This is a genomic window from Microbacterium murale (assembly GCF_030815955.1).
GTDB classification, from domain to species: Bacteria; Actinomycetota; Actinomycetes; order Actinomycetales; family Microbacteriaceae; genus Microbacterium; species Microbacterium murale_A.
The window spans coordinates 3,467,056-3,480,187 of sequence record NZ_JAUSXK010000001.1 but is presented as its reverse complement, the minus strand read 5'-3'; the positions used below and the strand labels follow the sequence as shown (position 1 = coordinate 3,480,187).

Below are 13,132 nucleotides of genomic sequence, written 5' to 3'. Positions count from 1 at the left end.
CTGGTCTGGTGCTGGAGACTTTCACTATCGCGGATGCTGTCGAACTCGCCGTTGTCGAACGCAGTGGATTCGTCGAATCCCGTCACGCCGGAGCAGCGATCGTGCTCTCGCCGGACGGAGATGTCGTCAGACGGCTGGGGAACCCGGACGCCCTGATCCTTCCCCGCTCGAGCCTGAAACCGCTTCAAGCCGTCGCCTGCGTCACTGCGGGAGCGGATCTGGCGGGCGAGCAGCTCGCCATCTCGACGGCAAGTCACGTGGGGACGGACCGCCACGCCGACCTCGTCCGCGAGATACTGACGGCGGGTGGCCTCACAGAAGACCACCTCGGTTGCCCTGCGGCGTGGCCTCGAGATACTGCCGCCCGTGACCACCTCGTTCGGGAGCACGGACAGCAGGCGCGCATCCGGATGGACTGCTCGGGAAAGCACGCCGCGATGCTGCGCGCGTGCGTCGCGACCGGCTGGCCGACCGACGGATACCTCCACCCGACCCATCCGCTGCAACTGCATATCCGTGAAGTGGTCGAGCGACTCACAGGCGAGAAGATCGCACACACATCCGTGGACGGATGCGGTGCTCCGATTCACGCGATCACCCTCGCCGGGCTCGGCCGCGCCATCCATCGCATCGGCTCCGCCTCCGAGCGCTCCCCCTTCGCACTGCACCGCGTCGCCGGCACTCTGGTGCGCGCAGTCAAGGAGAACCCGTGGACGATCGAGGGGCCAGGCCGGCCGGACACGATCGCGATCGAGACGCTCGGAGTGTTCGCGAAGAGCGGCGCTGAGGGGATCATGGTGATGGTCGCCCCGGACGGAACCACCGTCGCGCTCAAGATGCTCGATGGCAGCGCACGAGCCCTCACGATCGTGGCGGCGACACTGCTCGCCCATGCAGGCGCTCTGAGCGAAGCCGATCTGGCGACGCTCGCCAACGCACTTCCCCTCGCCGTCCTCGGCGGAGGGAGCGACGTCGGGATGATCCGTCCCGGCGCCGCCATCTGATGCCCTGACCAGGGGCAGTATGCCCTCAGCGTTGAGGGAGGAGAGGAGCCACGATGAGGATCAGCGTCCCCACCGAGGTCAAGAACAATGAGTACCGCGTCGCTCTGACGCCAGCGGGAGTGCACGATCTGGTGCACGCCGGGCACGAGGTGTTCGTGCAGTCCGGGGCCGGCGTGGGTTCGTCGATGCCGGATGCCGAGTATGTCGAGGCGGGTGCCACGTTGCTGGACGATGCGGCGGAGGTGTGGTCCAGCGCCGAGCTGCTGCTCAAGGTCAAGGAGCCTGTCGCCAGCGAATACGACTTCTTCCGCGACGACCTCACCCTGTTCACGTACCTGCATCTGGCGGCCGATCGGCCGCTGACCGAAAGGCTTCTCGCAGACGGCGTCACGGCTATCGCCTACGAGACCGTGCAGCTGCCCGGCGGGGGCCTCCCCCTTCTCGCACCCATGAGCGAGGTGGCCGGACGACTGGCCCCCCTCGTCGGCGCGAACACGCTGATGCGCTCGAACGGCGGGCTGGGACTGCTCATGTCGGGTGTGCCAGGAACGAGGCCAGCGACAGTGACCGTCATAGGCGGCGGCGTCGCCGGCGCGAACGCGGCGGTCATCGCGAGCGGGATGGGCGCGGACGTCACTGTCTTCGACACCAACATCCCCCGCCTGCGGATGCTGGACGATCATTTCGGCGGGCGGGTGAAGACGGCGGCCTCCAATCCGCTGGATCTACGCCGCGCCGTGATCAGCTCTGATCTGGTCATCGGCTCCGTGCTGATTCCTGGAGCACGCGCGCCGAAGCTCGTCACCAACGAGATGGTGGCGGAGATGCGACCAGGCAGTGTGCTCGTCGACATCGCCGTCGACCAGGGCGGCTGCTTCGAGGACACGCATCCGACCACGCACGACGATCCGACGTTCCCCGTGCACGACACCGTCTTCTACTGCGTTGCGAACATGCCCGGAGCGGTGCCGAACACGTCGACGTCCGCGCTCACGAACGCGACACTGCCATATGTGCGTCAGATCGCCGGCCGAGGGTGGAGGGACGCGCTGAACGCCGATGCGGCACTGGCCAGCGGTCTCAACATTGCGAAGGGGGCAGTGATCAACGACGGTGTCGCGGTGGCGCACGGCTTGCAGGCCAGCGCGATCGCATCCGTGATGTGAAACCGCGGTGCGCGCTCAGCGTCCCGATGCATCGAGCTCCGGGATGATCACCCGCCTTGGGGCGAGACCGTCGCGGATGGTCCATGCCCGCCCCACGTGCGGTTCCGCATAGGGCGGCAACTCACGATACCCCGCGAAAGAACGCAACTCGCCAGCGCACTCGGCGAGGAAAAGCATCTCTCCTTCGAGTCGAATCCGCTGCCATAGCGGCCATTGTCGCTGCCAGCTCTCCGCGTCGCCGACCAGGATCGTCGGCGACGTGTCGAAGGCAGGTGTACCCCCCGATGCGCTGGTGAGGGGCGCCGACGTCGCCGCACCCTGCACGGAGGTGACCGGCGAAACGACATGGTCCGGATAGGCGCCTTGCAGCCGTTCCACGACACGTCGAACCCCGAGGGCGATCACGCCGACGACCGGTGCGGCTGGCGTCCAACGTTCCACGGGTCCAGGCGTGGTCTCCGCATGAGCAGATGCATCCGTCCAGGCGACCTGCACTTCGTGCTCGCCGACTCTGCCGCGGCCCGCCGGACGATCGCCGCGGTAGCCGACGGCGTCCCCGCCCGCTGCGAGATGCTCCATCCTGCTGCCCATTCGCAGCAGCATCCGCGACGGCAGCGCCTCGATCACGCGGGATGTCTGGCCTGATGCTCGACCGGTCGTGATGACCACCGTGCATCCACGTGCCGCGGCTGAGCGCACCAGCTTCTCCATGCGCTCGAGGAACACCTGCCCGTATTCGACGGGGAACGACGCGACGATCTGGTCGAGGTCGTCGCACAGCACGAGCTGCGGTGGGACGGCGTCGCCTTCGAGAAGATCCGCCAACGCATCCCACGCATGCTCCGGATCGGGCGCCAGCAACAACGAACGCTCGCACTGCTCCGCCAAGACCCGCAGCAGCGACGTTCTCCCCGAAGCGCTGCCTCCGATCACGGCGAGTCCGCGGTCGACGCCTGGTCGCAGCAGCAAGGGCGTCTGACGCTGTCGTTCGGGTTCGTCCGTGAGTCCGATCAGCAACCCCACCCCGGACGCATGCCGAGCAGTCAGGTCACCGAGCTCGAGCCTCAGCGGCAACGGAGGAAGCCAGGGGCTCACTGGAGCCTCGGCGTCCGGCCAGCGTGCACCGATCCCCCGGAGGTCCCCCGCGCTCGTGAGCGCGACACGTACCGCCGCGGCCGCCACATCCTGTGGCCGCCGGATGAAGGCGAGACCGCGCGAGGCGGCGCCGCCCGGCAGGCCGGCTGCGTCATCCGATCCGATGACGAGTCGGCTGTCCGCAGCCTCCGTCACGCGCAGGCTCACCCGCAGGGGACAGTTCGCGGCGAGCCCGTCGCGGATGACGCCGGCTGCACGTTGAGTACCGAGGATGAGGTGCATGCCGAGCGCCCGGCCACGAGCAGCGACGTCAGTGAACACAGCACCGAGGTCAGGATGTTCCTGCAGCAGAGCAGCGAATTCATCGACGACGATCACGAGGCGCCCCAGTCGCCCACCCGCCTCCGCGATGTTCCTCGCCCCGACCTCTGCCAGCACCGCCTCACGGCGACGAAGCTCTGCCGTCAGGCTCTCGACACCTCGACGTGCGTCTTCCGCATCCAGGTCGGTCATCACAGCCGCGACATGTGGAAGCTCCCGCAGCGGATCGAACGCCGTTCCGCCCTTGAAGTCCGCCAGCACGAACGTCACCTCGTCCGGCCGGTGCGAGCGTGCCATCGAGGCGACCCAGGTCACGAGCAGTTCGCTCTTCCCTGCGCCGGTCATCCCGGTCACTATCGCGTGCGGACCGTCCTCGACGAGGTCGAGTACAACGTCCGCGCTCTCGGTGCGCCCGATCACCGCGGGGAGTCCGGTGTCCCCTGCTTCCATTGCCAGCACAAGCTCCCCGAGAGCGACGGTGTCGGGCAACTGCGCCGCATGTCTTTCCCGCTCGACGCTGTCGTCTGCGATCGCCATGGCCTGAGCGCGCGAGAGGCATTCCAGCGTGACCTCCTCGTCACCGGCCGGCGTCCGCACGCGCGCGCTGTTCGGACCAGTGCAATCGATGAGCGTCGTCACGCCCTCCGGAACTTCGTCGTCCGACCCGCAGACTCGCAGCTGAGCCGCTGAATCCGCGCATTCTTCGTCGCCCACCACGACTGCGAGACGCCACGCGCCGCGACGAGTCCTGCCTGCGTGCGGAAATCCGTCCAGCCCCAGTGTCTCCAGTCCCCCGCCGACCAGCGCGAGCTGCCCTGGCGTGTGACGCAGGCACAGCTGAACCACGAGCGCCCTGGCAGCAGCGGCGACGATGGGCGCAGGCCCCCGTAGGCAGATGCCACGCCCCATGGCGACGGTGATGGGAACGTCTTTCACGTGCGCCGCGCGCTTTCGGAATCCGCGCGCGCGTTCGCCGTCGTCTCCGGTCACTCGAAGCGCGCTTCGTCTGGAGCCGGAGCCGATGACGACCGTCGTCGCCTCATCGATCGCCTGAAGATCCCTGAGCGGAGCGTCTTGGAGGCATGCGGCAGCATCGGGGTGAGTTCGCCGCAGCTCGCGGCGTTCACTGTCGTGGCGCCGGAGCAGGTCCTGCTCGGCACGGCGCCAAGCGACTGTCTCGTCATCCACGGCCGTTCGACGTTCCCGACGACGGATGCGCACGCCGTCCAGCAGCGACGCACCGATCATCAGCGGACCGAGAGCCGCGAAGCACAGCGAGAATATCGATCCGGTCACCAGCCACAGGACGACTCCGGCCGCGATCGGCACGACGGCGGCGAGCACCGGGACCGACTGACGACGCGGCTCCGCGGCAGCAGCGGGAAGAGCGAGAGGTTCGAGGTCCATGACCTCATTGCACGGCATCTGCAGACAGCGGATGCCGTTGTCCACACCCCTGTCGGGCTATTCGGCGGTCTGCTCCGGTGTGGAGGAAGACTCAGTCGTTGTGGCCTCGTCGTCCGAAGGCAGAGTCTGGCCCGCACGTTCCACCTGCACGATGACGACGGTGACGTTGTCGCGCCCACCGTTCTCCAGCGCAGCCGCCAGCATCGCGTCCGCTGCCACTGCAGGATCGGCCTGTTCCCGCAGGAAGTGCTGGATGCCGTAGTCGGTGAGCTCCTTGGTCAACCCATCAGAGCAGATCACAAACCTGTCGCCGTCGAGCACCTCGATCCCGAGATAGTCCGGCGGGGTGAGCTCACTCGCACCGACTGCACGCGTGATCACGTTGCTGTACGGATGGCTCTCCGCCTCCTCCGGGCTGAGCCGCCCCGAACTGATCAGCTCCTGAACGACGGAGTGATCCGTGGTGACCTGGACAAGTCGTTCGTCACGCAGCAGGTACACCCGGGAATCGCCGATGTTCAGGGAGATCCACCGGGGTTCGTCCTCCGTCATATCGAAGAACACACCCGTGAGCGTCGTTCCGGTGCCCTCGTCGGTGGTCTCGGGGTGCGAAGCGATGTCGCTCACTGCCTGGGTGAGAGCATTCTCAATGGCCGCGGTGCCCACGTCGCCGGAGTCGACGACTTCCTGCAGGCGAGCGATCGTGCTCTGACTCGCGATCTCGCCGCCCGCATGACCACCCATGCCGTCTGCGACCACGAACAGCGGGTACTGCGCCAGAAACGCATCCTGATTGTTGTCGCGGCGAAGCCCCGTATCCGTCACTCCGGCCCAGGTCAGAACGATCTCGCCACCGTCCGGGGCCGAGACGCGATGGGTCTGCGTGGACGTCTCAGACAAAGGGTTCCTCCGGGTTGGATGCGGCGATACGCGCGGCCGCAAGATTCTCACACATCGTAGTGGAACTGCGTCACGCCTGCGCGCCTGGGTCGGCGGGCAGCGGGAAGAACTCGTCGATGGCGGCGAGGTCATCCCTAGTCGGCGTCCAGGCGGTCGCGGCCTTCGCGTTGGATTCGATCTGGGCGGCCGACGTCGCCCCGGCAATGACGCTGGAAACCGTCGGCTGCGCGAGGAGCCATCCGAACGTCGCCTCGAGCATCGTGATCCCTCGATCGGCGCAGAAAGCCGCATACTCGTCCAAAGCGTCCCATGGCGCGTTCTCCCACAGGTGCCGCTTGTTGGACATGATGCGACTCCCCTCTGGTCCTCCAGCGCGTGAGAACTTCCCAGTGAGCAGGCCGTTCTGCAGCGGGAAATAGGGGAAGAATCCGAGCCCATAGCGTTCGACCGCCGGAAGCAGCTCGCGTTCCGCCGCCCTGGCCAGCAGCGAGTAGTGGTTCTGCGCCGATACGAATCGTCCGGTCGAGCGAAGCCGCGAAGTGAGCTCCGCCTCGGCGACCTGCCAACCGGGGAAGTTGGAGTGACCGTAATAGCGGATCTTGCCTTCGCGGACGAGTTCATCAAGAGCATCCGTCGTCTCGGCGATCGGAGTCTCCGGGTCTGGGAGGTGCAGCTGGTACAGATCGATCCAATCGGTCCGCAGACGACGAAGAGATTCTTCGACCGCGCGGCGGATGTACCTGCGCGAGCCCCGCCCCGCCGGGAAGTCGTACCCCATATCGCGCTCCTGACCGAACTTCGTGGCCAGCACGATGCGATCACGCCGCCCCTGCAATGCCTCGCCCATCAGCGACTCGCTGAGCCCAGGATCCTTGCCGTACATATCGGCCGTGTCGAAGAAGGTGACGCCATTCGCGATGGCTGCGTCGATGACCGCTCGGGTACCGTCGAGCGTCTCGGTCGCCGTGCCCGCGCGGCCGAAGTTGTTGCATCCGAGACCGGTCGACGAAACGAGAAGACCGGATGCTCCGACCCGACGCTGCGACATGACCATGTGTCCACGCTATCGGAATCTCGTCCGACTACGACGAAGGACCCCCGATCGAGATCGAGGGTCCTTCATTCAACGCATCAGGCCGGTGGCTGCGTCGGGGGCACCGGCGGACCCGCGGGCGGTGCCGGCGGAGCCGCAGGCGGCGTCGTCGGGGCTGCGGGCGGCGTGCTCGGCGCAGCAGGCGGCGTGGACGGCGCAGCAGGCGGCGGCGTCACCGGAGATGCCGGAGCGGCAGGAGGCGTGGCAGGCGGCTGGTAGCCGGGAGCCGCGGGCTGCTGGTAGCCGGGAGCAGCCGGCGGCTGGTAGCCGGGTGCAGGCTGCTGGTAGCCCTGCGGCGGCGCGTACCCCTGTGGCGCTGCACCGTATCCGGGCGTGGCGCCGGGTGCGGCCTGTGCCGAAGGCTGGGCGGGGATGCCGTCCCATGTGGTGCGGTCGCCGAAGAAGGCGTTGCCAGCCCACGGGGCGGGCGGGATCTGGGGGTTCCAGCGCGACTTGTCGAAGGCCATGATGCCGAGCCAGACGAGGGACAGGAAGATGTAGAGGACGACCCATGCGCCCTCCTTCTGCAGCTTCTGACCGACACGGTATGCCGCGAGGACCATGATCACGGCGACCGCCAGGATCACGAGCTGTCCGAGGAAAGGAATCCAGCCGAGCAGGAGCGAAGCGCCGATGCCGTACAGCACCAACCAAGGGCTCAGATCGCCCAGCTTCACGAAGATCATGTTGTTGTACACGGGCACCCACGCGCGCCACTTGCCCTGCACGCCGGCCTTTTCGAACAGCTTCATGTAGAAGAGCGAGCCCAGGACGTAGAAGACAATGGCGAACACGAAATAGAGGCCGATGAATGCGGCCCAGATGCCGGCATAGGCGCCAACGTCGGAGTAGTCAGAATAGGCGGAATACATGAGACTCACATTCCTTTTGACAGAGGAAGCGGACCTCGCCCCCCGAGTACGAAGCCTTCGCTTCGCGCATTGGCCATGGTAGCGGGGTCATCCGCCCACTGGCAACGACACGCGCACCGATATCGTCATGTGCCTGCTCGGTTCTCAGGCCCCTGTCACGAGTTCGAGGACGCCGGCCTGTTCGCCCCGTCGCATCGTAATCGATCGAGCGGATGCCCAATCCCGCAGCGTCGAAAGAGAACGCACGCTGGCGCGTTCCAGGGCCAGCGCTCGCACGAGTTCGCCCTTGGCCTTCTTGTTGAAGTGGTTGAGCGCACGTCCCTCGTCCGTGACCACACGCACATAGGCGGACGTCACGGAAGCAGGCACCGGGCCGAGGGCGACGTATGCCTCGCTGCGAAGATCCAGCACGAACGACGGAGCGGCCTGCGCTATCGCTTCTGACGTCGCCTTCGCCCAGTGCCGACGCAACGGCGCAATGCCGGGAAGAGATGCACCCGCCGCGAGCCGATACATCGGAATCGCGTCCAGCGCAGCGAGCGGGCCGAACGGTGCCGAGTGAATCCACACGTGCCTGTTGAGCCATCGTCTGGACGCGGCGTCGAGTGACGCGGCATCAAGTGCGTCGTACAGCACGCCCGTATACCGGTCGGCAGCGGCCATCGTCGGGGCGGAGCGCAACGACGCATTGTGGTCGATGTCCCCGAGCTGGCGCTCGCTGAGTTTCAGCACGCGCCTGGCAGCGGCGGGATCCGCCGCGAGGGTCACGAGAGCCGTCACGACGGCATCCCTCTCAGCGGAAAGCGACGGCAGCGCAAGACTCTCGGCGTCGAACGGCGTTCCGGAGCCGCCTGGGCGTTTCGTCTCGGACGGAGGGAGAAGGATCTTCATAGGCTCCACAGACAAGAACGCGCCCGCCGGCCAACTCGAAGCTGACGGGCGGACGCGTCCGTGATGAGTACGTTCAGGCGATGAGCGCCGCGTTACCCGCGACGATCGTCAGCTGGCTGCCTTCCATCGAGAGGAAGCCGTCCTGGGCGTTCGCGAGCACCTTGCTGCCATCGGCCTGCGTGATGCGGACCTGCCCCTCGGCGAGAATCGCCAGGATGGGCTCGTGACCGCTCATGATGCCGATCTCGCCCTCGACGGTCTTGGCGACGACGAGCGTGGCCTCCCCCGTCCAGACCTCCGCATCCGCGGAGACAAGACTCACCTTCAATGCCATGATCAGCCGTTGTCCTTCTGGATCTGCGCCCACTTCTCTTCAACGTCGCCGATACCACCGACGTTGAAGAAGGCCTGCTCGGCCACGTGGTCGAAGTCACCCTTGGCGATCGCATCGAAGGACTCGATCGTGTCCTTCAGCGGAACCGTCGACCCCTCGACGTTCGTGAACTTCTTCGCCATGTAGGTGTTCTGCGAGAGGAACTGCTGGATGCGACGTGCACGCGACACGACGATCTTGTCTTCCTCGGAGAGCTCATCGACACCGAGGATCGCGATGATCTCCTGCAGTTCCTTGTTCTTCTGGAGGATCTGCTTGACCGTTGTGGCGACGCGGTAGTGGTCCTCACCCAGGTAACGGGGGTCCATGATGCGCGATGTCGAGGTCAGCGGGTCGATCGCCGGGTACAGACCCTTCGACGCGATCTCACGGCTGAGCTCGGTCGTCGCATCGAGGTGTGCGAAGGTCGTGGCCGGGGCCGGGTCGGTGTAGTCGTCGGCAGGCACGTAGATCGCCTGCAGCGAAGTGATCGAGTGACCACGCGTCGAGGTGATGCGCTCCTGAAGGAGACCCATCTCGTCGGCGAGGTTCGGCTGGTAACCCACCGCGGAGGGCATGCGGCCCAGCAGCGTGGAGACCTCGGAACCGGCCTGCGTGAAGCGGAAGATGTTGTCGATGAAGAGCAGCACGTCCTGCTTCTGCACGTCGCGGAAGTACTCCGCCATCGTCAGAGCCGAGAGGGCGACGCGCAGACGCGTTCCCGGCGGCTCGTCCATCTGGCCGAAGACGAGGGCGGTCTTGTCGAAGACACCGGCCTCTTCCATCTCGTGGATCAGGTCGTTGCCCTCACGGGTACGCTCACCGACACCGGCGAACACCGACACACCACCGTGGTTCTGGGCGACGCGCTGGATCATCTCCTGGATGAGGACAGTCTTGCCGACACCTGCACCACCGAAGAGTCCGATCTTTCCACCCAGCACGTAAGGGGTGAGGAGGTCGATCGACTTGATGCCGGTCTCGAACATCTGCGTCTTCGACTCGAGCTGGTCGAAGGGCGGGGCCTGGCGGTGGATCGGCCAGCGCTCGGTGATCTCGATCTGCTCACCGGGCTCGGCGTTGAGCACCTCGCCGATGACGTTGAAGACCTTGCCCTTGGTGACGTCGCCGACGGGAACCGAGATCGGCTCGCCGGTGTCGCGCACTTCCTGGCCGCGGACGATGCCGTCCGTCGGCTTCAGTGCAATTGCGCGGATCAGATCGTCGCCGAGGTGCTGTGCGACCTCGAGCGTGATCTCGGTCGAGTCCTCGCCGATGACGATGGTGGTCTTCAGCGCGTTGTAGATGTCCGGAATCGAGTCGTGCGGGAACTCGATGTCGACGACCGGGCCCGTGACGCGTGCGACGCGCCCGACGACCGCGGTCCCAGCCTCAGCTGTGGCGGTGGGGGTCATATCTTCGTCTCTTTCTTGATGGTCTATTTGCTCGAAGAGAGGGCGTCGGCACCGCCGACGATCTCAGCGATCTGCTGCGTGATCTCCGCCTGACGCGCATTGTTGCGCAGACGGGTGTAGTCAGTGATGAGCTTGTCTGCGTTGTCGCTGGCCGACTTCATCGCCTTCTGCGTCGCGGCCTGCTTCGCAGCCGAAGACTGCAGAAGGGCGTTGAAGATCCGGCTCTGCAGGTACACCGGCAGAATCGCGTCGAGCACGGTCTCGGCATCCGGTTCGAACTCGTAGAGCGGGTACACCGTTCCGCCGGGCTCGGGTGCGGCTTCGTTCTCCACGATCTCCAGCGGAAGCAGACGGACCGTCTCCGGAGTCTGCGTCATCATGCTGACGAAGCGGTTGTAGACGAGGTGCAGTTCATCCACGCCGCCGTCGGCACCGCCACGGTTGAAGGCTTCGAGCAGAGTGGCCGAGATCTCCTCCGCCGTCTTGAACTTAGGAGTGTCGGTGTCGCCCGTCCACTCTGCGGCCGACTGGATGCCACGGAACTGGAAGTACCCCACCGCCTTGCGACCGACGAGGTAGTACACCGGCTCGCTGCCCTGGGAACGGACGAGCTCGCCCACCTCCATCGCCTCGCGAAGGATCTGCGAGTTGAAGGCACCGGCAAGGCCGCGGTCAGACGAGAAGACCACGACGGCGGACCGGCGGATCGTCTCTGGTTCACGCGTGAGCGGGTGGTCGACATTGGAATACGTCGCGACGGCGGAAACGGCCTGTGTCACGGCCCGCGCGAAGGGCGACGACGCGCGCACGCGCGCCATCGCCTTCTGAATGCGCGAAGCCGCGATGAGTTCCATCGCCTTCGTGATCTTCTTGGTCGTCTGAGCAGAAGCGATCTTCTGCTTGTAGACCTTGAGTTGAGCGCCCATGTTTCAGTACCTCACGCGATTACGCGCGACGACCCTTGACGATCTTCTCCTGGTTGACGTCGTCCAGATCCTGGGCGACGTGCTCCTCATGGCCCACGGCGCCGATGGACTGGCCCTTGCCACCCTGGAACTCAAGGATGAAAGCGTCGACCTGCTTCTCGAGCTCCGCGACGGTGTCGTCGGTGAGAACGTTCGTCTCGCGCAGGGTGTCGAGCACCTTGGTGTTGCGACGCAGGTGGTCGAGAAGCTCACGCTCGAAGCGCAGCACGTCAGAGACCTCGATCGTGTCGAGCTTTCCGTTGGTACCGGCCCAGATCGAGACGACCTGATCCTCGACGGGGTAAGGCGAATACTGCGGCTGCTTGAGCAGTTCGGTCAGACGCGCACCGCGGTCGAGCTGACGACGCGATGTCGCGTCGAGGTCGCTCGCGAACATCGCGAAGGCCTCGAGCGAGCGGTACTGCGCAAGCTCCAGCTTCAGCGTTCCGGAGACCTTCTTGATCGACTTGACCTGAGCGTCACCACCGACTCGCGAGACGGAGATACCCACGTCGACCGCCGGACGCTGGTTGGCGTTGAAGAGGTCGGACTGCAGGAAGATCTGGCCATCGGTGATCGAGATCACGTTGGTCGGGATGTACGCCGAGACATCGTTCGCCTTGGTCTCGATGATCGGGAGACCCGTCATCGAACCAGCACCGAGTTCGTCGGACAGCTTCGCGCAACGCTCCAGCAGACGGGAGTGCAGGTAGAAGACGTCACCCGGGTATGCCTCACGTCCCGGCGGACGGCGCAGGAGAAGTGAAACGGCGCGGTAGGCCTCGGCCTGCTTCGACAGGTCATCGAAGATGATCAGGACGTGCTTGCCGCCGTACATCCAGTGCTGTCCGATAGCGGAGCCCGTGTAGGGCGCGATGTACTTGAAACCAGCCGCGTCAGAAGCGGGAGCGGCGACGATCGTCGTGTACTCCATCGCTCCGGCATCCTCGAGCGCACCCTTGACGGATGCGATCGTCGAGCCCTTCTGGCCGATGGCGACGTAGATGCAGCGAACCTGCTTGTCAGTGTCGCCCGACTCCCAGTTGTCCTTCTGGTTGATGATCGTGTCGATCGCGATCGCCGTCTTGCCGGTCTGGCGGTCACCGATGATCAGCTGACGCTGACCACGGCCGACGGGGATCATCGCGTCGATCGCCTTGATGCCGGTCTGCATCGGCTCGTGCACACTCTTGCGCTGCATGACGCCCGGCGCCTGCAGCTCGAGCTCGCGGCGTGCCTCCGAAGCGATCTCGCCGAGACCGTCGATTGGGTTCCCGAGCGCGTCGACCACGCGGCCGAGGTAGCCGTCACCGACCGGAACCGAGAGGACCTCGCCGGTACGGCGGACCTCCTGGCCGGCCTGAATACCGGAGAAGTCGCCGAGGACGACCGTGCCGATCTCGTGCTCGTCCAGGTTCAGCGCGAGGCCCTGCGTGCCGTTGGCGAACGTCAGGAGCTCGTTCGCCATGACGCCGGGCAGGCCCTCGATGTGGGCGATGCCGTCGGCGGCGTCGATGACCGTGCCGACCTCGGTCGCTGCGGCGCCGGTGGGCTCGTACGCAGCGGCGAAGTCCTTCAGCGCGTCACGGATGACGTCGGGGCTGATCGATAGTTCTGCCATTGTCTTCCC

At 65.9% G+C, this 13,132-nt stretch carries 11 protein-coding genes; 2 read left to right on the top strand and 9 right to left on the bottom strand.

Going from position 1 to position 13,132, the window contains the following annotated elements; genetic code table 11:
• Positions 1-8: 8 nt before the first annotated feature.
• Positions 9-1,004 carry an asparaginase gene (locus tag QFZ46_RS16785; RefSeq protein ID WP_307363341.1) on the top strand — a complete coding sequence of 332 codons (996 nt, stop codon included), beginning with the start codon at positions 9-11 and terminating at the stop codon, positions 1,002-1,004.
• Between the two features lie 53 nt (positions 1,005-1,057).
• Positions 1,058-2,170 carry an alanine dehydrogenase gene (gene ald, locus QFZ46_RS16780; protein WP_307363340.1) on the top strand — a complete coding sequence of 371 codons (1,113 nt, stop codon included), beginning with the start codon at positions 1,058-1,060 and terminating at the stop codon, positions 2,168-2,170.
• A 15-nt stretch (positions 2,171-2,185) separates the two neighbouring features.
• Here ald and QFZ46_RS16775 read toward each other — a convergent pair whose 3' ends face one another.
• The 9 genes from QFZ46_RS16775 to atpA all read right to left on the bottom strand — a co-directional run bounded on the left by QFZ46_RS16775 (position 2,186) and on the right by atpA (position 13,123).
• Positions 2,186-4,993, bottom strand: coding sequence for an FtsK/SpoIIIE domain-containing protein (locus QFZ46_RS16775; RefSeq protein WP_307363339.1), 2,808 nt, complete (start codon positions 4,991-4,993; stop codon positions 2,186-2,188).
• A gap of 57 nt (positions 4,994-5,050) precedes the next feature.
• A complete protein-coding gene (locus QFZ46_RS16770; RefSeq protein ID WP_307363338.1) occupies positions 5,051-5,893 on the bottom strand; it encodes a PP2C family protein-serine/threonine phosphatase in 843 nt (280 codons plus the stop codon).
• Positions 5,894-5,963: 70 nt separating this feature from the next.
• On the bottom strand, positions 5,964-6,947 hold the full coding sequence (locus QFZ46_RS16765) for an aldo/keto reductase (protein ID WP_307363337.1): 984 nt from the start codon (positions 6,945-6,947) through the stop codon (positions 5,964-5,966).
• Between the two features lie 77 nt (positions 6,948-7,024).
• The gene (locus tag QFZ46_RS16760; RefSeq protein WP_307363336.1) at positions 7,025-7,858 is read right to left on the bottom strand and encodes a DUF5684 domain-containing protein; all 834 of its coding nucleotides are present in this window, start codon (positions 7,856-7,858) and stop codon (positions 7,025-7,027) included.
• 144 nt (positions 7,859-8,002) lie between these two features.
• On the bottom strand, positions 8,003-8,749 hold the full coding sequence (locus QFZ46_RS16755) for a YaaA family protein (protein WP_307363335.1): 747 nt from the start codon (positions 8,747-8,749) through the stop codon (positions 8,003-8,005).
• 73 nt (positions 8,750-8,822) lie between these two features.
• On the bottom strand, positions 8,823-9,083 hold the full coding sequence (locus tag QFZ46_RS16750; RefSeq protein ID WP_307363334.1) for a F0F1 ATP synthase subunit epsilon: 261 nt from the start codon (positions 9,081-9,083) through the stop codon (positions 8,823-8,825).
• Positions 9,084-9,085: 2 nt separating this feature from the next.
• Complete coding sequence (gene atpD / locus QFZ46_RS16745) at positions 9,086-10,537, bottom strand: F0F1 ATP synthase subunit beta (protein WP_307363333.1); 1,452 nt, start codon at positions 10,535-10,537, stop codon at positions 9,086-9,088.
• Between the two features lie 23 nt (positions 10,538-10,560).
• The gene (locus QFZ46_RS16740) at positions 10,561-11,463 is read right to left on the bottom strand and encodes a F0F1 ATP synthase subunit gamma (RefSeq protein ID WP_307363332.1); all 903 of its coding nucleotides are present in this window, start codon (positions 11,461-11,463) and stop codon (positions 10,561-10,563) included.
• A gap of 19 nt (positions 11,464-11,482) precedes the next feature.
• Positions 11,483-13,123 (bottom strand): F0F1 ATP synthase subunit alpha, encoded by a 1,641-nt coding sequence (atpA, locus tag QFZ46_RS16735; protein WP_307363331.1) that lies wholly within the window; start codon positions 13,121-13,123, stop codon positions 11,483-11,485.
• Between the last annotated feature and the right edge of the window lie 9 nt (positions 13,124-13,132).

Excerpts from the sequence above, each read along its gene's own strand:
- QFZ46_RS16750 (WP_307363334.1), bottom strand. The coding sequence starts at position 9,083 with ATGGCATTGAAGGTGAGTCTTGTCTCCGCGGATGCGGAGGTCTGGACG.
- QFZ46_RS16775 (WP_307363339.1), bottom strand. The coding sequence starts at position 4,993 with ATGGACCTCGAACCTCTCGCTCTTCCCGCTGCTGCCGCGGAGCCGCGT.
- QFZ46_RS16760 (WP_307363336.1), bottom strand. The coding sequence starts at position 7,858 with ATGTATTCCGCCTATTCTGACTACTCCGACGTTGGCGCCTATGCCGGC.
- QFZ46_RS16765 (WP_307363337.1), bottom strand. The coding sequence starts at position 6,947 with ATGGTCATGTCGCAGCGTCGGGTCGGAGCATCCGGTCTTCTCGTTTCG.
- atpA (WP_307363331.1), bottom strand. The coding sequence starts at position 13,123 with ATGGCAGAACTATCGATCAGCCCCGACGTCATCCGTGACGCGCTGAAG.
- QFZ46_RS16740 (WP_307363332.1), bottom strand. The coding sequence starts at position 11,463 with ATGGGCGCTCAACTCAAGGTCTACAAGCAGAAGATCGCTTCTGCTCAG.
- atpD (WP_307363333.1), bottom strand. The coding sequence starts at position 10,537 with ATGACCCCCACCGCCACAGCTGAGGCTGGGACCGCGGTCGTCGGGCGC.
- ald (WP_307363340.1), top strand. The coding sequence starts at position 1,058 with ATGAGGATCAGCGTCCCCACCGAGGTCAAGAACAATGAGTACCGCGTC.
- QFZ46_RS16755 (WP_307363335.1), bottom strand. The coding sequence starts at position 8,749 with ATGAAGATCCTTCTCCCTCCGTCCGAGACGAAACGCCCAGGCGGCTCC.